This is a genomic window from Streptomyces nigra (assembly GCF_003074055.1).
Lineage (GTDB): Bacteria > Actinomycetota > Actinomycetes > Streptomycetales > Streptomycetaceae > Streptomyces > Streptomyces nigra.
In genome coordinates this window covers 995,114-1,013,275 of record NZ_CP029043.1, presented here as the reverse complement: position 1 = coordinate 1,013,275, position 18,162 = coordinate 995,114, and the positions used below count along the sequence as shown (strand labels likewise).

Here is an 18,162-nt window from a genome sequence, read left to right as displayed (position 1 = left end):
GGGCAGGCGGCGGCCGCTCTCAGCCGACTTCTTCGGCCGGGGTCTGCGCCGGGGTGGCGGTGTCGCTCGTCGTCACCGGCTTGCTGCGGCGGCGCAGATTGCGGACGTCCGGTACGCACAGGACCGCCGCCGTGACCAGGACGATCATCGCCGCGCAGCCCCAGAGGGCCGACGTGCGTCCGAACGCGGTCTCCGCCGGGCCGGCGAGGGCCGTCGCCAGCGGGACCATGGCGACCGAGCCGAACCAGTCGTAGGCGGAGACCCGGGACAGCTTGTCCTCCGGTATCTCCTGGTGGAGCGCGGTCATCCAGGAGACGCCGAACACCTCGAGGGTCACACCGGTCAGGAACATCACCGCGCACAGCGCGCCCACCGGCACCGGCACGGCGAGCGCGGCGGAGGGCAGTGCCAGCGGGAAGACGCACAGCGTGCCGGCGAGCAGGAGCCGGCGCGGCTGCCAGCGCGTCATGAGCAGCGCGCCCGCCACCGTGCCCGCGCCGAAGAAGCCCAGGGCCACGCCCCACGGACCGGCCCCGCCGAGATGGTCCCGGGCGACGAGCGGACCGTAGACGGCGTCGGCCGCCGCGACCACGGCGTTGGCGATCGAGAACTGGACCACCACGGCCCACAGCCACGGCCGTCCCGCGAACTCCCGCCAGCCCTCGCGCAGATCGGCCAGCATGCCGCCGCCGGGCACCCGTCGTGGCACCCGGCTCACGTCGAGCAGGGCCCGCATCGCCCCGGCGACCGCGAAGGCCGCCGCGTCCGCCGCCAGCACCCAGCCGGGGCCCATCGCCGCCACCATAGCACCGCCGAGCGCGGCGCCCCCGACGGCGGCGCCCTGCATCGCCATCCGGAACACCGCGAACGCCCGGCCCGCCTGGTCCCCCCGCACGGACGACAGCAGCATGCCCTCGGCCGCCGGGCTGAAGAACGCCTGGCCGGTGCCGCCGAGCGCGGTCAGCAGCATCATCTGCCACAGCTCGGCCTCGCCGGTGAGGACGAGCGCGGCGAAGAGCGCCTGCGAGACGCAGTTCAGGGCGTTGGCCGCGACCATCACCCGGTGCCGGGGCAGCCGGTCCGCGACGGCGCCGCCGATCAGCAGGAAGAGCACGAGGGGCAGGGTCCGCGAGGCCGCGACCAGGCCCACGTCACCGCCGTCGCCGCCCGCCTCGAGGACGGCGAAGGCGGCGGCGATCAATGCGCCGTTGCTGCCGAGGTTGGTGACGAACGCCGAGGCGGTCAGCAGGCTGTAGTTGCGGCTCGCCCATATCGGGCGGCGGGAGCGGCGGGAGTCAGGGGCGGCGCGGGTCACCGGCCGACTATCGCCGCCCGGCCCCCGGTTTGCCAAGCCGATACGCAGGTCACGGGCGGATGGCCGTGCGTATGCGCGGTCCGCGGTGAGGGGTGCGTCACGGCGGCCCGCAGACTCTGTCGCCTCTTCCTACTCGCTAGTAACGTGCCCGCCATGAGCGCAGACCAGATGTCCGTCGGCGAGATGCTCGCCGCCACCGTGCCCATGGCCCGGACCCTGAACCTCGAGTTCGTGGAGACCACGCCCGAGCGGGCCGTGGTGGTCCTGCCGGATCAGAGCGCGTTCCACAACCACGTGGGCGGGCCGCACGCCGGCGCCATGTTCACCCTCGGCGAGTCCGCGAGCGGGGCCATCGTGCTGTCCGCGTTCGGCGACCAGCTGGCGCGCGCCGTGCCGCTCGCCGTCAGCGCCGAGATCGCCTACCGCAAGCTCGCCATGGGAGCCGTCACGGCCACCGCGACCCTGGGCCGCCCGGCCGCCGAGGTCGTCGCGCAACTCGACGCCGGTGAGCGGCCCGAGTTCCCGGTGACCATCGAGATCCGGCGCGGGGACGGCGCCGTCACCGGAGAGATGACCGTGGTCTGGACCCTGCGGCCGAACAGCTGAGCCCAGCGGCGGTCGCCGGCACGGCACGCGCGCGTCGGACGCCTGATTCGTATGCAACCCCAGGGGCGCCAGGGACGTCCCACAGAGCGGGTAGGCTTCCCCGACGCGCGCCCACCGCTGAGCGGGCGCCCGGGAACGAGGATCAGGCACACGAGAGGAAGCGGCGTTGCACGTCCAGGAATGGCTCGAAACGGTGCCCCCGCTGGCGATCTATCTGCTGGTCGGCCTGGTCATCGGACTGGAGAGCCTGGGCATCCCGCTGCCCGGCGAGATCATCCTGGTGTCGTCGGCGCTGCTCGCCTCGCAGCACGGCGACATCGACCCGTTCGTGCTCGGCGCCTGCGCGACCGCCGGCGCGATCATCGGTGACTCCATCGGCTACGCCATCGGCCGCAAGGGAGGCAGACCCCTGCTGGCCTGGCTGGGGGCCAAGTTCCCCAAGCACTTCAGCGAGGGGCACATCGCGACGGCCGAGCGGTCCTTCCAGAAGTGGGGGATGTGGGCGGTCTTCTTCGGCCGGTTCGTCGCCCTCCTGCGCATCTTCGCCGGTCCCCTCGCGGGCGTCCTGCGCATGCCGTACTGGAAGTTCCTGACGGCGAACGTGCTCGGCGGCATCGTCTGGGCCGGCGGCACGACCGCCGTCATCTACTACGTCGGGGTGGTCGCCGAGTCCTGGCTGAAGCGCTTCTCCTGGCTGGGCCTGGTCGCGGCGGTCGTCATCGGCCTCGCGTCGTTCCTGATCGTCAAGCGCAAGGCCGCCAAGGCGCAGACCGCCCACCAGGAAGCGGAACCCGCGCCGGTCCCCGTGGGCGACTGAGCACCCCGAGGCCCGGCGCGGCGCTCTCAGCCGCGCCCCTCGTGCTCCTCCCGGTGCGCCTTGGCCAGTTCGGCGTACATCGTGCCGTTGAGCGTGACCCCCTGCCGCTCCTCCTCGGTGAGCGGCCGCTTCACCTTCGCCGGCACACCCGCCACCAGCGACCCCGGCGGCACGACCATCCCCTGCGGCACGAGCGCCTGCGCGGCGACCAGCGAGCCCGCGCCGATCACCGCGCCGTTCAGCACGGTCGCGCCCATGCCGACGAGACAGTCGTCCTCGACGGTCGCCCCGTGCACCACCGCGTTGTGCCCCACGGACACCCGCGCGCCCACGCACACGGGGAAACCGGGGTCGGCGTGCAGCGTGCAGTTGTCCTGGATGTTGGCCTGCTCCCCGACGGAGATCGCCTCGACGTCGCCGCGCACCACGGCGCCGTACCAGACGCTGGCGCCCGCCTCCAGGGTCACGTCCCCGATCACGGACGCGGTCGGCGCGATGAACGCGGACCCGTCGATCCTGGGCTCCCGTCCCGCGATCCCCATGACCAGTGCCTTGTGCGTCATCGCCCTCTCCTCAACCGCGAACGTCGTCGACACAGCGCACCGTACGCCACCCGGTAGGGCGAAGATCACAGCCCTTCGGACTCATCCCGACCGCGAACGCTCAGTACCGTGAGGCCGTGCCCAAGCGCAAGAACACGTTCTCATCCTGGCGACGCCGACTGGCGCAGCGCGCCGTCCACGCGGGCTGGGCGTGGGCGCAGCGCACGGGTTCGGTGACGGCGGAGCACCCCGGCCGCTTCCGGTTCGGCTCCCTCGGCGAGGCCACCCGGCTGGCCTTCCCGCTCGGCACGGTCTTCGGTGAACCGTGGATCCATCTCGGCTCGCACTGCATCGTCGGCGAGCAGGTCACCCTCACGGCCGGTCTGATGCCCGACCTCGACCTCGGCCCGGAGCCGATCCTGCGCATCGGCGACGGCGTCGTCCTCGGCCGCGGCAGTCATGTCATCGCCGACACGACGGTGACCATCGGCAGCGACTGCTACTTCGGCCCGTACGTCTACGTCACCTCCACCAACCACTCCTACGACGACCCGCACGAGCCCATCGGCCGGCAGTGGCCGCGGATGGAGCCGGTCGCGATAGGACCCGGCTGCTGGATCGGCACCGGCGCGGTGATCCTGCCGGGCGCGACGATCGGGCGGAACGTGGTGGTCGCCGCCGGCGCGGTCGTCCGCGGCACGGTCCCCGACCACGCCGTGGTGGCGGGCGCGCCCGCCCGTGTCGTACGGCGCTGGACGCCGGAGGACGGCTGGCAGCCGCCGCTGCGCACCCCGGCGCCGGTGCCGATCCCGGACGGCGTCACCCCCGGTCAGCTCCAGGCGCTCGCCGGCCTCGACGAGGAGACAGTGGCACGGCTGGCGGAGCTGGACGAGTGCGCGACGGCCGAGCTGGCGGAGCCGGCCGCCGAGTCCTGACGCGGCCGTTACACCCGGGCGCCGAGTCCTGACGTGGCCGTTTACACCCGGGCGCCGACTCCTGACGTGGCCCTCCCACCCCGGCGCCGCTCGGCTAGCCGGCGGCCAGCAGCACCGTGCCCACCAGGGCGAGCCCTGCGCCCGCCGCCTGCACGACCGCCAGCCGCTCCCGCAGCACGCCCCGCGCCGCCAGAGCCGTCACCACCGGGTAGAGCGAGGCCAGTACGGCGGCCACGGTCACCGGGCCATGGTGTGCGGCGACCACATAGGTGCCGTTCGCGGCGACATCGGCGAGACCGACGAAGGCGAGCGCGGGCAGCGAGCGCCAGGGGAAACCGTCGTCCGGGAGGGCGGGCGCGCCGCGCCGCACCGAGACATACAGCGCCAGCCCGCCCGCCCCCACATTGACGACGCGCTGCACGAACAGCGCCAGGAACAGGCCGGTGATGGTGGTCGACGCCTCCGCGACCAGCACGAAGACCGTGCCGAAGCCGAAGGCCGCGATCAGCGTCAGCAGGATGGCCTGCCGCTGGACGGGAGCGCCCCGCAGCTGCGGTCCCCCCGCCAGCACCACGCCGAGCACCGCCACCGCGATCCCCGCCGTCTGGATCAGTCCGGGCCGCTCGCCCAGGAGGAGACCCGCCCCGACCGGGACGGCCACGCCGACCGTGCCGAGCGGGGAGACCACGCCCATGGGGCCGAGCGCGAGCGCCTTGTAGAAGCACAGCAGGGCGACCGGCCCCACCAGGCCGGCCGCGACCGCCCACCAAAGCCGTGGCCCCGCCTCGCTCCAGGCGCCCGTGGCCAGGACGATCACACCGAGGACGGCCGCCGCGATCGTCTGCGAGACGACGACCACCGTCAGTGCGGGGGTGCGCCGGGTCAGCACGCCTCCGCCGAAGTCCGCCAGACCCCAGAGCAGGCTGGTGGCCAGAGCGAAGAGTGCTGTCACAGAGGCCTCGCAGTACAGTTCGGTGCACGATCGGGTGCACCACACGATAGTGCTCTCTGATGAACCCTGTCATCCAGAATATTGGACTCCGCAAGGACGGAATGTGTCGGACCTCGACCTGCTGACCCAGTCCCTGGCGCGCAACGTCAAGCATTGGCGGACGATGCGCGGCTTCACGCTGGACGTGCTCGCGACACGGGCGGGCGTCAGCCGCGGCATGCTCATCCAGATCGAGCAGGCCCGCACCAACCCCAGCCTCGGCACCGTCGTCAAGATCGGCGACGCGCTCGGCGTCAGCATCACCACGCTCCTCGACTACGAGCAGGGGCCCAGGGTGCGGGTCGTCCCGCCCGACCAGGTCGTACGGCTGTGGCACACCGAGGCCGGCAGCCACAGCCGGCTCCTCGCCGGGGCGGAGGCGCCCGGCCCGCTGGAGATGTGGCAGTGGCGGATGATGCCCGGCGAGAGCACCAGCTCGGACCCGCACCCGGCCGGCACCGTCGAGATCCTGCACGTCACCTCCGGCGAACTGACCCTCACCGTCGACGGCGTGGAGCACCGGGTGCCGGCCGGCGCGAGCGCCACCTTCGAGGCCGACGCGCCGCATGTGTACGGCAACAAGGGCGACGTCCCCGCCGAGTGGATGCTGGCCGTCTCCGTGCCGCCCGCACGCTGAGACGTCCCTCCCGGCGTCCGCGGAGAGCCTGTTAGCGTGCCGCCATGGACGCACCCATCGGTCACTTCGACACCGTCACACCCGCTCCCGAGTGCCTCGACGAGCTGATCAGCCCCGTCGCCGACGCCGTCCGGAACTGGCAGGGCAGCGTCCCCGCCGAGCAGATCCTCCACGTCGACACCGACCCGCGGTGGGCCGACACCGCCGTCTTCGTCGAGCACTACGGGCAGGACCTGCTCGAGGCGTCCGCGAACTGCGTGGTCGTCGCAGGCAAGCGCGGCGGGGAGACGACCCTGGCGGCCTGCCTCGTCCTGTCCACCACCCGAGCCGACGTGAACGGCGTCGTGCGCCGCCGGCTCGGCGCCCGCAAGGCGTCCTTCGCCTCCATGGACACCGCCACCGGCGAGACCGGCATGGAGTACGGGGGCATCACCCCGATCGGCCTGCCCGAGTCCTGGCCCCTGCTGGTCGACCCGGCCGTCGTCGACCTCCCGTACGTGCTGGTCGGCAGCGGACGCCGGCGCGGCAAACTGCTGGTCCCGGGCAAGGCGTTCGCCGAACTGCCGGGAGCGGTCGTGCTGGAAGGGCTCGGGGTCGCCGCCGGCTGAGGCGCCGCTCTCACGCGGTCATGTGATGCGCGAGCGCGTGGTGCGGGTCCGCCTCGCCCGCCACCGGCGCCGGATCGGCGTGCACCAGGGCCGCGGTGAGCCGGGGGACGGCGTGCAGCAGCGCGTGCTCGGCGTCGACCGCGATGGCGTGCGCCTGACGCACCGTCGCCTCGCCGTCCACGACCACCGCCACCTCGGCGCGCAGCCGGTGCCCGATCCAGCGCAGCCGCAGTTCGCCGACCTCCCGGACGCCCGGGACATCGCGGAGGGCCCCCTCGGCCCGGTCCACCAGAGCCGGGTCCACGGCGTCCAGCACACGCCGGAACACCTCGCGCGCCGCGTCACGCAGCACCAGCAGGATCGCGGCCGTGATCGCGAGCCCGACGACCGGGTCGGCCGGCCGCCACCCCAGGGCCGCGCCGGCCGCGCTCGCCAGCACCGCGAGTGACGTGAACCCGTCGGTGCGGGCGTGCAGTCCGTCGGCGACCAGCGCCGCCGAGCCGATGGCACGGCCGACCCGGATCCGGTACCGGGCCACCCACTCGTTCCCGGCGAAGCCGACGAGTGCCGCCACCGCCACGACCGGGATGTGCTCCATGGGGCGCGGGTCCAGCAGGCGGGCCACGGCCGTCCAGCCCGCGAAGGCCGCGGACGCGCCGATGGTGAGGACGATGACGAGGCCCGCCAGGTCCTCGGCGCGGCCGTACCCGTAGGTGAAGCGGCGGGTCGCCGCGCGCCGGCCCAGGACGAAGGCGATCCCGAGCGGTACGGCCGTCAGCGCGTCGGCGGCGTTGTGCACCGTGTCGCCCAGCAGCGCCACCGAACCGGAGACGGCCACGACGACCGCCTGGGCCAGCGCCGTCACGCCGAGGACCGCGAGGGAGACCCACAGCGCCCGCATCCCACGGGCCGACGACTCCAGCGCGGAGTCGAGCTTGTCGGCCGTCTCGTGGGAGTGGGGGCGTAGGCGGTGGGCCAGGCGGTGGGGGAGGGAGGCCCGGATGTGCGGGCTTTCGTGGGTGTGCGGATGCCCGTGGGTGTGCGGATGCCCGTGGGTGTGAGGGGGCCCGCCATGCCCGCGCCGGCCCTCGTCGTGCTCGTGCCCGTGGTGCCCGTGCCCGTCCTGCCCATGCGCGTGATCGTCGCTCACGGCGATCCCCTTCCGATGCGCGGAGGTGGACGGCCGGCCGCCCACGGGGCCATTATGTGCGTATGAGCGCACGCATGCACCTATCACCTGCGCACGGTGCGCATCCGCGCAGCCCGGGCGAGGAGCAGTTCGCGCTCGCCGCCGAGCTCCTGGCCCTGCTCGGCGACCGCACCCGGCTCGCCCTGCTGCACGCCCTCACCGCAGGGGAGGCCGACGTCACGACGCTCACCGAGGCGTGCGCGGCCGCCCGGCCCGCCGTCAGCCAGCACCTGGCCCGGCTGCGGCTCGCCGGGCTGGTGGACACGCGCAAGGAGGGCCGGCGGGTGATCTACTCCCTGCGCGACGGGCATCTGCGCCGCCTCGTCGACGAGGCCCTGAACGTGGCGGACCACCGGCTCAGCGACCGGCCGCCGCACGACTGAGGTGCGCCGGGGCGACCGTCAGCGGGTGGCGGGCTGCCCGAGGTACTGCTCGGCGAACGCCCGAGCCGCCACCGGAGAGGCGAACACCCGACGCAGCCGCGCCAGCGTCGTGCCGGCGCGATACGGGTCGCCCGACGAGACGCCGTGGTACACCTCGGACAGCCAGTGCGAGAACTCCTGGTAGTCCCAGACCCGTTCGAGGCAGGCGGCGGAGTATCCGTCCAGGCCGGCGCTGTCGCCCTTCGTGAGGTGGGCGGCGAGTGCGTCGCCGAGCAGGAAGGCGTCGTGCAGCGCGAGGTTCATGCCCTTGGCGGCGATGGGCGCGGTCAGATGCGCCGCGTCGCCCGCCAGCAGAAGCCGCCCGGACACCATCGGCTCCACCACGTAGTTGTGCATCTCGAGGACGCGCTTCTCGATGAGCCGCCCCTCGGTCAGCGGCGGTGCGCCGTCCGCCCCGAGCCGCTCCCGGAGCTCCTCCCACACCCGGTCCTGCGGCCAGTTCTCCGGGTCGTCGTCCGGCGGACACTGCAGGTAGTAGCGGGTCACGTCGGCACTGCGCGGCATATGGCCGGCGAACCCGCGCGGATGCATGCCGAACACCACGCAGTCCGCCGACGGCGGCGCCTCGGCGAGCAGGGCCAGCCATCCGATGCCGTAGTCGCCGCGGGACGTCCGGGCGCGGCCCGCCGGTATCGCGTCCCGCGTCACGCCGCGCGCGCCGTCGCACCCCGCGACGAAGTCGCACCGCACCACCTCGCGCCGCCCTGTCTCCGGGCAGACGTAGGACACCGAGGGGTGGTCGCCGTCCACGTCGTGCAGTTCGACGTCCCGCACGCCGAAGCGGATCTCGCCGCCGCGTACGTCCGCGTACTCCCGCACCAGGTCCGTCACCAGGAACTGCTGCGGATACACCCAGTGATGAACGCCCGTCAGCTCCGTGTACGCGAACCGGTGGCGGCGCCCGTCGAACCGGAACTCGCACTCCGTATGCCGCTGAGCCCGCCGCAGCAGGGTGTCCGCCAGCCCGCGCCGCTCCAGTCCACGGACGGCCCCCTCCTCCAACACCCCGGCGCGCGGCCGCTGTTCGATGACGGCGCGGGTCTCGGTCTCCAGGACCAGGCAGTCGACGGACGCGGCCCGCAGGATGTTGCCGACGGTCAGACCGGCCGGGCCGGCGCCCACGATCACCACCGGAAAGCGGTGCTGGGCAGGGGAGTTGATGTGGGGGGAGGTCGAAGTCACCCGAGCATTATGGAGCGGCCGCCCGGGGGAGGGGAGACGGGTGGCGACCGGGCGTCCGGTCAGCCGAGGCGGGGTATCTCGATCGCCGGGCAGCGGTCCATGACCATCTCCAGGCCCGCCGCGCGCGTGCGGTCGTAGGCCGCCTCGTCGATGACGCCGAGCTGGAACCAGACCGCCCTGGCGCCCTTGGCGACCGCCTCGTCGGCGACCGCGCCCGCGAGGTCGCTGTTCACGAAGACGTCGACCACGTCGACGTCGAAGGGGATGTCCGCGAGCGACGCGTAGCCCTGCTCGCCGTGGACCGTCTCGGCCTTCGGGTGGACCGGCACGATGCGCTTGCCGTAGCGCTGGAGCACGTCCGCGACGCCGTACGCCGCCCGTCCCCGGTTGGACGACAGGCCCACGACGGCCCACGTGTCGCCGAGTTCACCGAGGGTCCTGCGGACCGCCGCGTCGTCTCCGTACACCGCCGGCCTCCTTCTGTGTCGTCGTTCAGCTGGGGAAGGCGAAGGCAGTCGCCTTGTCCCACGCCTTCGCCTTCCCCAACGGATGACGGGTCGTGACGATTCCCGCTGCCGGCGTGTCGTTCAGCTGGCGCGTCGATCCGGAAGCCCGCCCGCACGCCTGTCCGGTCGGGCCGGTGCGCAGTACCGTGCGGGCAGTCCGCACGGCAGGGGGTGGCGATGCCCGGGTACGACAGCACCCACGCGCGCGTGGGCGGGCCGTGGCCCTATGGGTGACCGGCCCATGGACGACCGGCCCACCGACGCGGCCCCCGGGGACCCCGGAGCGCGGCACGCCGCGCGGGAAGCGGGCCGGACGGCTGCGGACGGCCGCTCGGGCGCCTACGCTCGCTCCGTGCTGCGCATCATCGACGCCCGAACCGGCCAGCCCGTCGACGCCGCGCCCGCCCGGCGGGGCCTGACCCGCGTCGAGGCGCATACCGAGGGCTTCGACGTCACCGCCCTGCGGGTCCTGCTCGTCGCGGACCTCCTCGTGCGCGCCCTGGAACTCGGGGGCACACCGGTGTGGGCGCTGCTCGACGAGGAGCGGCAGCAGGCGGAGCTGCGGGCCGGAGCCGCCGCGCTCGGCATCCGGCCCTTCGAGGACGGCCGGGACGCCGCCTCCGGGCTCGGCGAGACACAGGTCCTGCACGTCGTGCGCGAGGGCGGCGCGGAACCGGACGGCGTCCGCGTGGCCGTCGCCGCCGTGCACGCCTCCGCGCCGCCCGAGGACGCCGACCCCGCCGTCCTGCGTCTCGCACTGCTCGGCCGGCGCCGGGGCGTCCCCCTGTCGCTCGACGCGGACACGCTCGACGAGGCCCACGCGACCCTCGCGCGCTGGCGGCACGCCGTCGCCGACTGGGCGCGGCGGCCGTCGCGCCCCGTGCCCGACGAGGTGCGGACCGAGCTGCGCACCGCCTGGGAGGACGACCTGGACATCCCCGGGGTGCTCGGCGTCCTGCGCTGGGTGGAGAGCGCGCCGGACCTGCCGGACGGCGCCCGCTTCGAGACGTTCGCCCACGCCGACCGCCTCCTCGGCGTCGACCTCACCCGGGACCTGGGGAGCCCGCGGTGAGCGCCCACATCGGGGCGGGCCCGCTGCGCCGGCTGGTCGTGCTGCGGCACGCGAAGTCGGCCTGGCCGGACGATCTGCCCGACCACGAGCGGCCGCTCGCCGCGCGCGGCCGGCGCGACGCCCCGGTCGCCGGCCGGCTGCTCGCCGAGGCCGACTGCCTGCCGGACCTCGCCCTGTGCTCCACCGCCGTACGCGCGCGGCAGACCTGGGACCTGGCGTGCGCCCAATGGGGGACACCGCCGCCGGTCCGTCACGACCGGCGGCTGTACGCGGCGGGCGTCGCCGACCTGCTGGCCGTCGTGCACGAGGCGCCCGCCGAGGTCGCGACACTGCTCCTGGTCGGCCACAACCCCGGTCTGGAGGAACTGGTCCTCGACCTCGCCGGGGACGGCCTCGACGATCTGCTGGACGAGGTCGGCACGAAGTTCCCGACGGCCGCCGCGGCCGTCCTGGCCTGGCACGGTCCCGCCTGGCGCGACCTCACGGCGGGCACGGCCCTGCTGACGGACGTCATGGTGGCGCGGGGACGGAAGGGCTGACCGGGCGGGCACGCACGCGCGTGCCGGGCCGGACGAGGAGCGGCTTAGGCTGGCCGGATGCAGGACGAGTACCGCACCGTCGCCCGCGCGGGTGTGCACGAGACCGAGATCAACCGCTCGCGCTTCATCTGCGCGCTCGCGCCGGCCGCCACCGAGCAGGAGGCGCAGGACTTCGTCGCGCGCGTGCGCAAGGAGCACGCGGACGCCACCCACAACTGCTGGGCCTACGTCATCGGCGCCGACGCCTCCGTCCAGAAGGCCAACGACGACGGCGAGCCCGGCGGCACGGCCGGGCTCCCCATGCTCCAGATGCTGCTGCGCCGCGACATGCGGTACGTCGTCGCCGTCGTCACCCGCTACTACGGCGGCGTGAAGCTCGGCGCGGGCGGCCTGATCCGGGCCTACGGCGGAGCGGTCGGCGAGGCGCTGGACGCCGTGGGCACGCTCACCCGGCGCCGCTTCCGGCTCGCCACCGTCACCGTCGACCACCAGCGCGCGGGCAAGGTGCAGAACGACCTGAGGTCCACCGGCCGCGACGTACGGGACGTCCGGTACGCCGAGGCCGTCACCCTCGAGATCGGGCTGCCCGACGCCGACGTGGAGGCGTTCCGGGCCTGGCTCGCGGACGCCACCGCGGGCACGGCCGTCCTCGAACTCGGCGGGGAGGCGTACGGCGACGCCTGACCCGGCGTGCCCCCACGCGCGTGTGAGGCCCGCCACACGCCGCGTCGATCGGGTCGTGGGCCGCATTCATCGCGCCGTATGTGGCACCTGCAGGGCATGGGGATGAGCGAGACGGCGGTACGCGCCCGGCGCGGTGCCCGCAGCCTGGGAGAGCCGGTCCGGCGGGCGTGGACCCGGCCGGGCCCCGAACGGGACGTGGCGATCCAGGCCGGCAAGGCGGCCCTGGCGGCCTGCGTGGCGTGGCTGGTGGCCGGCTGGTGGCTCAAGGCGCCGAACGCGTTCGTCGCGCCCTGGGTGGCCATCGTGCTGGTGGAGTCGACGGTCTTCCGGTCGATCGCGCGCGGGCTGCAGCAGCTCGCGGCCATCGCCACGGGCACCGTCGTGGCGACCGGCGTGGCCATGCTGCTGAACTCCCCGACGCTGGCGATGGCCTTCGTGCTGCCGGTCGTGGTGCTGCTCGGCAACTGGGGGCGGCTCGGCAGCCAGGGGATCTACGCCGCCACCGGCGCGCTGTTCGTGCTGACCAGCGGCCCCGTCACGCTCATGGCGTCGGCCACCCGGATCGCCGAGGCGTGCTTCGGCGCGTTCGTGGGCATCGCCGTGAACGCGCTGATCCGGCCGCCGGTGTATCTGCGCGGCACGCGCGTGGCGCTGGAGGAGGCGGCCGACGAGGCCCGGCGGATCCTGGAGGCGGTCGCGGACCGGCTGGCCGCCGGCGAGTGGGACAGCGAGCCCGCGCGGGAGCTGCACGAGCGCGCGCTGCGCCTGTTCCGGCTCGTCGAGCAGGCCCGCTCGGCGGTCGGCTGGAGTCGGGAGAGCCTGCGCGTCAACCCGCGCCGCCGCAAGCTCGCGGAGGCACCGCCCGGCCAGGAGTACGACGACGCGGTGACCGTCCTCGACTACGTCGCCGTGCATACCTCCGGCGTCACCCGGGCGGTGCTGGAGTCCAGCGACGGCGGACGCCCGCAGCCCCGGCCGGGCCCGGCGGTCAGCGAGGCGTACGCCGGCTTCCTGCGCGGCAGCGCCCACGCGATCTGCCTGTACCCGCAGAGCCGGTTCGCCCCGGGCGGCTACGACGCGAAGGTGGACGAGGAGCTGCGCCAGGTCGTCGACGACATGCGCCGCACCCTGGACGATCTGCACCGGCGGCTGCCCGACGGCGTGCTGGAGGACCCCGAGGCCCTGGCCACCTACGGCACCCTCCTGACCCAGGCCCGCCGGCTCGCGGACCAACTGGTCACCGGGGAGCGCGTTTCCTGACATGTCTGAAATGACGTACCCGGTACGGCGGATGACCGGCCGGTGCGGACGTGCCCGCGGGAACGTGCGAGACCGGGCGATACGGGAGTAACCGCCTGCGTTGTCGGACCCGGCCGATAGGGTCGGGGGATCATGAGACTGCTGCACACCTCCGACTGGCACCTCGGCCGCGCGTTCCACCGGGTCAACATGCTCGGCGCCCAGGCCGAGTTCATCGGGCACCTCGTCTCCACCGTGCGCGAGCACGACGTGGACGCGGTGCTCGTGTCGGGGGACGTGTACGACCGGGCGGTGCCGCCGCTCGCCGCCGTGGAGCTGTTCGACGACGCGCTGCACCGGCTCGCCGACCTGGGTGTGCCCACCGTGATGATCTCCGGCAACCACGACTCCGCGCGCCGGCTCGGCGTCGGCGCCGGCCTCATGGGCCGCGCCGGCATCCATCTGCGGACCGACCCGAAGACCTGCGGCACCCCCGTGGTCCTGGCCGACGACCACGGCGGCGTCGCCTTCTACGGGCTGCCCTATCTGGAGCCGGCCCTCGTCAAGGACGGCCTCGGCGTCGACAAGGCCGGGCACGAGGCCGTGCTCGCCGCCGCCATGGGACAGGTCCGCGCCGACCTCGCCACGCGCGCCCCCGGCACCCGCTCGGTCGTCCTCGCCCATGCCTTCGTCACGGGCGGCGAGCCCAGCGACAGCGAGCGGGACATCACCGTCGGCGGGGTGGCCGCGGTGCCCGCCGGCGTCTTCGACGGCGTCGACTACGTCGCACTGGGGCACCTGCACGGCTGCCAGACCATCGCCGAACGCGTCCGCTACCCGGGCTCCCCGCTGCCGTACTCGTTCTCGGAGGCCGGACACCGCAAGAGCATGTGGCTCGTCGACCTGGACGCGGGCGGCGCGGTCACGGCGGAGCGGATCGACTGCCCGGTGCCCCGGCCCCTGGCACGGATCCGGGGGACCCTGGAGGGCCTGCTCGCCGATCCGGCCCTGCGCCCGCACGAGGAGTCCTGGGTGGAGGCCACGCTCACCGACGCGGTGCGCCCCACCGACCCCATGGCCCGCCTCGCCGAGCGCTTCCCGCACACCCTCAGCCTCGTCTTCGACCCCGAGCGCGTGCCCGGAGAGCCCGCGGTGTCCTACGCGCGCCGGCTGGCCGGACGCAGCGACCAGGAGATCGCGGAGGACTTCGTGACCCATGTGCGCGGCGCCGGACCCGACGCCCATGAACAGGCCGTCCTGCGGGACGCGTTCGACGCCGTGCGCGCCGACGAGGCCGTGCGGGAGGTGGCCCGGTGAGGCTCCACCGTCTCGATCTGACGGCCTTCGGGCCCTTCGGCGGCACCCAGTCCGTCGACTTCGACGCGCTGTCCCAGGCAGGCCTGTTCCTGCTGCACGGACCGACCGGCGCCGGCAAGACCTCCGTCCTGGACGCCGTCTGCTATGCGCTCTACGGCTCCGTGCCCGGCGCCCGGCAGAGCGGCCAGGGCCTCACCCTGCGCAGCGACCACGCGGCGGCCGGCACCCGCACCGAGGTCCGCCTCGAACTCACCGTCGCCGGACGCCGTCTCGAGATCACCCGCCAGCCCCCGTGGGAGCGCCCGAAGAAGCGCGGCACGGGCACCACGCTCGACAAGGCCCAGACATGGCTGCGCGAGTACGACCCGCGCGCCGGCGCATGGAAGGACCTCAGCCGCTCCCACCAGGAGATCGGCGAGGAGATCACCCAGCTCCTCGGCATGAGCCGCGAGCAGTTCTGCCAGGTCGTCCTGCTGCCCCAGGGCGACTTCGCGCGCTTCCTGCGCGCCGACGCCGAGGCGCGAGGCAAACTGCTGGGCCGCCTCTTCGACACCCACCGCTTCGCCGAGGTCGAGAAGCGCCTCGCCGAACGCCGCCGCACCACCGAGGCCCGCGTCCGCGACGGCGACGCCGCGCTGCTGGCCGACGCCCACCGTATGCAGCAGGCGGCCGGGCACGCCATGGAGCTGCCCGCACTCACCCCCGGGGAACCCGGGCTCGCCGAGGCCGTCCTCACCGCCGCCGCCGTCGCCCGCAGCACCGCCCGCGAGGAACTCACCGTCGCCCAATGCCGCCTGGCAGCAGCCGAGGACGCCCAGGCCGACGCCGACCGCGCCCTGGCCGACGTACGCGAAGTGGCGCGGCTGCAACGGCGGTTCGCCGAGGCACAGGAGCGCGCCCGCGCGCTGGAGACCCGGGCCGACGCCCACCGTGCCGCACAGGCCCGTATGGACCGGGGCCGCAAGGCCGAGGCGGTGGCACCGGCCCTCCAGCTGCGCGACGCGGCCGAGGCCGAGCACCGCAGGGCGGCCGCCTCCCAGGCACGCGCGCGTGACCTGCTGCGGGACGCCCTCGGCGACGACACCCGCCTCAAGGCCGTCTTCGACGACGGCGGCGCGGCCGGTTTCGCGGGCGCCGCGCGCCGGGCCGCCGAGGAACTGGGCGGCCTGGAATCGGCGCGCCGAGGCGAGCTGCGCCTGAGCGAACTCGTGGCCGAACGCGATGAACTGGACCGCCAGGAGCGGGCCGACGACGACGTCCGGGCCGAGGCGGAGACCTGGCTCGCGGGCTGGGAGGAGACCCGGACCCGCCTGCAGACGGCGATCGAGACCGCCCAGGAGGCCGCGCACCGCGCCGACCAGCTCGCCGCCCAGCGCGAACCGGCCCGGCAGCGGCTCGCCGCCGCCCGCCTGCGCGACCAGCTCGCCGGTGACACGGAGACCGCCGCCGCCCGTGTCGCACAGGCCCAGGAGCGGGCCCTCGCCGCCAAGGCGCACTGGCTCGACGTCAGGGAACGCCGCCTCAGCGGCATCGCCGCCGAACTGGCCGCGCAGCTCCAGGACGGCCAGGCATGCGCCGTCTGCGGCGCCACCGAGCACCCCGCGCCCGCCCGCAAGGACGCCGGCCATGTCGACCGCGAGGCCGAGGAACGCGCGCTGGCCGCCACCCGGCAGGCGGAGGAGCGGCTCGCCGAGGCCGAGCAGCACCTCGGTGTCGTCCGCGAGGCGCTGGCCGCCGCCACCGCCGAGGCCGGCGACCTGCCGACCGACCGCCTCGCCGAAGCCGCCGAGGACGTGGAGCGGCAGTACGCGGTGGCCCGCCGGGACGCCTCCGCGCTGCACGCCGCCCACGAGGAGCTGCGCCGCGCCGAGGGGGAACACGAGCGGCGCACCGCCGCCCGGCAGCAGGCGGACGTACGGGCCGCGGCACGGGTCGGCCACCGTGAGCGGCTGGACCGCGAGCAGGCCGGTCTGGAGGCCGAGCTGACGCAGGCGCGCGGCACCGCCGCCAGCGTGACCGCGCGCGCCACCCAGCTGGAGCGGCAGGTGGCCCTGCTCACCGACGCCGCCGACACCGCGCGCGCCGCGGAGGACACCGCCCGGCGCCTCAAGGACGCCGACGCCCGGCTGGCCGACGCCGCCTTCCGCGCCGGCTTCGACACCCCGCGGGACGCGGCCGACGCCCTCCTCGACGACGCCACCCACCGCGAGCTGCAACGGCGCCTGGACGCCTGGCAGTCCGAGGAGTCCGCCGTCCGCGCGGTGCTCGCGGAGGCCGACACCGCGTCCGCCGCCCGGCGTCCCCCCGCGGACCTCGCGGCGGCGGAGCGCCCCGCCGAGTCCGCGGCCCGGCGGACCCGCGACGCCGCCTCCGCCCGGGACGCGGCCGCCCGCCGCCGCACCGAACTCGACCGCCTCTCCACACGCGCGGCGCGCGCGGTACGCGATCTCGCCCCGCTGCGCACGGAGTACGAGCGGGTGGCCCGCCTCGCCGCTCTCGCCGCCGGCACCTCGGCGGACAACGAACGCAGGATGCGGCTGGAGTCCTACGTGCTCGCCGCCCGCCTGGAGCAGGTCGCCGCCGCCGCGACCGTCCGGCTGCAGCGCATGTCGTCCGGCCGCTACACCCTCGTCCACTCCGACGACCGCACCGGCCGCGGCCGCAGCGGCCTCGGGCTGCACGTCGTCGACGCCTGGACCGGACGCGAGCGGGACACGGCGACCCTGTCGGGCGGCGAGACCTTCTTCGCCTCCCTCGCCCTCGCCCTGGGCCTCGCCGACGTCGTCACCGACGAGGCGGGCGGGGTGCGCCTCGACACCCTCTTCATCGACGAGGGCTTCGGCAGCCTCGACGACCAGACCCTCGACGAGGTCCTCGACGTCCTCGACTCACTCCGCGAACGCGACCGCAGCGTCGGCATCGTCAGCCACGTCCCCGACCTGCGCCGCCGCATCCACGCCCAACTGGAGGTCGTCAAGGACCGGACGGGATCGGTGCTCCGCCAGCGCGGTCACTGACCGACCGCCCGCCGGGGCAGCGGTGAGGAGTACACCACGCTCGTCGTCACCGAACCCAGGGCGCCGATCCGGCCGGAGACCTCCTCCAGGTGCCGCATCGAGCGGGCCATGACCTTGATGACGAAGCAGTCGTCGCCCGTGACGTGATGGGCCTCCAGCACCTCCGGCGTGACGGCGACCAGGTCGTGGAAGGGCTTGTAGTTGCCGTGGGGATAGCGCAGGCGGACGAAGGCCAGGATCGGCAGGCCCAGTCGCTCGGGGTCGACGACCGCCGCGTACCCCTGGATGACGCCCGCCTCCTCCAGCCGGCGCACCCGCTCGGTGACCGCGCTCGCGGACATGGAGACGGCGCGGGCGAGTTCGGCGTAGCTGGCGCGGCCGTCCCGCTGGAGGACGTCGAGGATGCGCCAGTCGGTGGCGTCCGGGGAATACGCGGTCATGACCGAGAGATAGCAGAGGATTCACCGGCGGATCAAGGAGAGCGCCGGGGAACGCCCCTTCAGGGCGGCGGCCGGCGACCGTA

19 protein-coding genes are annotated in these 18,162 nt (G+C 74.6%); 12 read left to right on the top strand and 7 right to left on the bottom strand.

Annotated features, from left to right (window positions below):
* Positions 1-19: 19 nt before the first annotated feature.
* Complete coding sequence (locus tag DC008_RS04675; RefSeq protein ID WP_108705850.1) at positions 20-1,315, bottom strand: MFS transporter; 1,296 nt, start codon at positions 1,313-1,315, stop codon at positions 20-22.
* Between the two features lie 168 nt (positions 1,316-1,483).
* Between DC008_RS04675 and DC008_RS04670 the strand changes: the two genes are divergently transcribed.
* Together DC008_RS04670 and DC008_RS04665 are read left to right on the top strand one after the other, a co-directional pair.
* Complete coding sequence (locus tag DC008_RS04670; protein ID WP_108705849.1) at positions 1,484-1,921, top strand: DUF4442 domain-containing protein; 438 nt, start codon at positions 1,484-1,486, stop codon at positions 1,919-1,921.
* A gap of 166 nt (positions 1,922-2,087) precedes the next feature.
* A complete protein-coding gene (locus DC008_RS04665; RefSeq protein WP_108705848.1) occupies positions 2,088-2,738 on the top strand; it encodes a DedA family protein in 651 nt (216 codons plus the stop codon).
* Positions 2,739-2,764: 26 nt separating this feature from the next.
* Here the strand turns inward: DC008_RS04665 and DC008_RS04660 are convergent, their stop codons facing one another.
* Positions 2,765-3,301: a gamma carbonic anhydrase family protein gene (locus DC008_RS04660; RefSeq protein WP_108705847.1), complete on the bottom strand. Its 537-nt coding sequence runs from the start codon at positions 3,299-3,301 to the stop codon at positions 2,765-2,767.
* Positions 3,302-3,417: 116 nt separating this feature from the next.
* Between DC008_RS04660 and DC008_RS04655 the strand changes: the two genes are divergently transcribed.
* Positions 3,418-4,215 (top strand): acyltransferase, encoded by a 798-nt coding sequence (locus DC008_RS04655; RefSeq protein WP_108705846.1) that lies wholly within the window; start codon positions 3,418-3,420, stop codon positions 4,213-4,215.
* 94 nt (positions 4,216-4,309) lie between these two features.
* Here the strand turns inward: DC008_RS04655 and DC008_RS04650 are convergent, their stop codons facing one another.
* Entirely contained in the window at positions 4,310-5,167 is an 858-nt protein-coding gene (locus DC008_RS04650) for a DMT family transporter (protein WP_108705845.1), read from the bottom strand.
* A gap of 103 nt (positions 5,168-5,270) precedes the next feature.
* On the opposite strand from DC008_RS04650, the gene DC008_RS04645 reads away from it, so the two are divergent.
* Entirely contained in the window at positions 5,271-5,843 is a 573-nt protein-coding gene (locus tag DC008_RS04645; RefSeq protein WP_055622406.1) for a helix-turn-helix domain-containing protein, read from the top strand.
* Positions 5,844-5,887: 44 nt separating this feature from the next.
* Positions 5,888-6,451: a YbaK/EbsC family protein gene (locus tag DC008_RS04640; protein ID WP_108705844.1), complete on the top strand. Its 564-nt coding sequence runs from the start codon at positions 5,888-5,890 to the stop codon at positions 6,449-6,451.
* A gap of 10 nt (positions 6,452-6,461) precedes the next feature.
* Here DC008_RS04640 and DC008_RS04635 read toward each other — a convergent pair whose 3' ends face one another.
* Complete coding sequence (locus DC008_RS04635) at positions 6,462-7,601, bottom strand: cation diffusion facilitator family transporter (protein WP_208645809.1); 1,140 nt, start codon at positions 7,599-7,601, stop codon at positions 6,462-6,464.
* Between the two features lie 62 nt (positions 7,602-7,663).
* Here DC008_RS04635 and DC008_RS04630 point away from each other — a divergent pair, with 62 nt between their 5' ends.
* On the top strand, positions 7,664-8,023 hold the full coding sequence (locus DC008_RS04630; RefSeq protein ID WP_164492261.1) for an ArsR/SmtB family transcription factor: 360 nt from the start codon (positions 7,664-7,666) through the stop codon (positions 8,021-8,023).
* Between the two features lie 18 nt (positions 8,024-8,041).
* Here DC008_RS04630 and DC008_RS04625 read toward each other — a convergent pair whose 3' ends face one another.
* Both DC008_RS04625 and DC008_RS04620 read right to left on the bottom strand, forming a co-directional pair.
* Complete coding sequence (locus DC008_RS04625) at positions 8,042-9,265, bottom strand: 4-hydroxybenzoate 3-monooxygenase (protein WP_108705842.1); 1,224 nt, start codon at positions 9,263-9,265, stop codon at positions 8,042-8,044.
* 59 nt (positions 9,266-9,324) lie between these two features.
* Positions 9,325-9,732 carry a CoA-binding protein gene (locus tag DC008_RS04620; RefSeq protein ID WP_108705841.1) on the bottom strand — a complete coding sequence of 136 codons (408 nt, stop codon included), beginning with the start codon at positions 9,730-9,732 and terminating at the stop codon, positions 9,325-9,327.
* A 391-nt stretch (positions 9,733-10,123) separates the two neighbouring features.
* Here DC008_RS04620 and DC008_RS04615 point away from each other — a divergent pair, with 391 nt between their 5' ends.
* The 6 genes from DC008_RS04615 to DC008_RS04590 all read left to right on the top strand — a co-directional run bounded on the left by DC008_RS04615 (position 10,124) and on the right by DC008_RS04590 (position 17,639).
* Positions 10,124-10,843, top strand: coding sequence for a hypothetical protein (locus DC008_RS04615; RefSeq protein ID WP_108710566.1), 720 nt, complete (start codon positions 10,124-10,126; stop codon positions 10,841-10,843).
* Positions 10,840-11,382 carry a SixA phosphatase family protein gene (locus tag DC008_RS04610; RefSeq protein ID WP_108705840.1) on the top strand — a complete coding sequence of 181 codons (543 nt, stop codon included), beginning with the start codon at positions 10,840-10,842 and terminating at the stop codon, positions 11,380-11,382. The genes DC008_RS04615 and DC008_RS04610 overlap by 4 nt, the downstream gene beginning before the upstream one ends.
* A 57-nt stretch (positions 11,383-11,439) precedes the next feature.
* Positions 11,440-12,066 (top strand): YigZ family protein, encoded by a 627-nt coding sequence (locus DC008_RS04605; protein ID WP_108705839.1) that lies wholly within the window; start codon positions 11,440-11,442, stop codon positions 12,064-12,066.
* A gap of 96 nt (positions 12,067-12,162) precedes the next feature.
* Positions 12,163-13,326 (top strand): FUSC family protein, encoded by a 1,164-nt coding sequence (locus tag DC008_RS04600; protein ID WP_108710565.1) that lies wholly within the window; start codon positions 12,163-12,165, stop codon positions 13,324-13,326.
* Between the two features lie 132 nt (positions 13,327-13,458).
* Positions 13,459-14,622, top strand: coding sequence for an exonuclease SbcCD subunit D (locus tag DC008_RS04595; RefSeq protein ID WP_108705838.1), 1,164 nt, complete (start codon positions 13,459-13,461; stop codon positions 14,620-14,622).
* On the top strand, positions 14,619-17,639 hold the full coding sequence (locus DC008_RS04590; RefSeq protein ID WP_108705837.1) for an AAA family ATPase: 3,021 nt from the start codon (positions 14,619-14,621) through the stop codon (positions 17,637-17,639). Before DC008_RS04595 ends, DC008_RS04590 begins: the two co-directional genes overlap by 4 nt.
* Here the strand turns inward: DC008_RS04590 and DC008_RS04585 are convergent.
* Positions 17,633-18,079, bottom strand: a complete 447-nt coding sequence (locus tag DC008_RS04585; RefSeq protein WP_108705836.1) for an Lrp/AsnC family transcriptional regulator — start codon at positions 18,077-18,079, stop codon at positions 17,633-17,635. The two genes, DC008_RS04590 and DC008_RS04585, sit on opposite strands and share 7 nt — an antisense overlap.
* Positions 18,080-18,162 lie beyond the last annotated feature (83 nt).

Excerpts from the sequence above, each read along its gene's own strand:
- DC008_RS04670 (WP_108705849.1), top strand. The coding sequence starts at position 1,484 with ATGTCCGTCGGCGAGATGCTCGCCGCCACCGTGCCCATGGCCCGGACC.
- DC008_RS04660 (WP_108705847.1), bottom strand. The coding sequence starts at position 3,301 with ATGACGCACAAGGCACTGGTCATGGGGATCGCGGGACGGGAGCCCAGG.
- DC008_RS04640 (WP_108705844.1), top strand. The coding sequence starts at position 5,888 with ATGGACGCACCCATCGGTCACTTCGACACCGTCACACCCGCTCCCGAG.
- DC008_RS04630 (WP_164492261.1), top strand. The coding sequence starts at position 7,664 with ATGAGCGCACGCATGCACCTATCACCTGCGCACGGTGCGCATCCGCGC.
- DC008_RS04605 (WP_108705839.1), top strand. The coding sequence starts at position 11,440 with ATGCAGGACGAGTACCGCACCGTCGCCCGCGCGGGTGTGCACGAGACC.
- DC008_RS04600 (WP_108710565.1), top strand. The coding sequence starts at position 12,163 with ATGGGGATGAGCGAGACGGCGGTACGCGCCCGGCGCGGTGCCCGCAGC.
- DC008_RS04595 (WP_108705838.1), top strand. The coding sequence starts at position 13,459 with ATGAGACTGCTGCACACCTCCGACTGGCACCTCGGCCGCGCGTTCCAC.
- DC008_RS04585 (WP_108705836.1), bottom strand. The coding sequence starts at position 18,079 with ATGACCGCGTATTCCCCGGACGCCACCGACTGGCGCATCCTCGACGTC.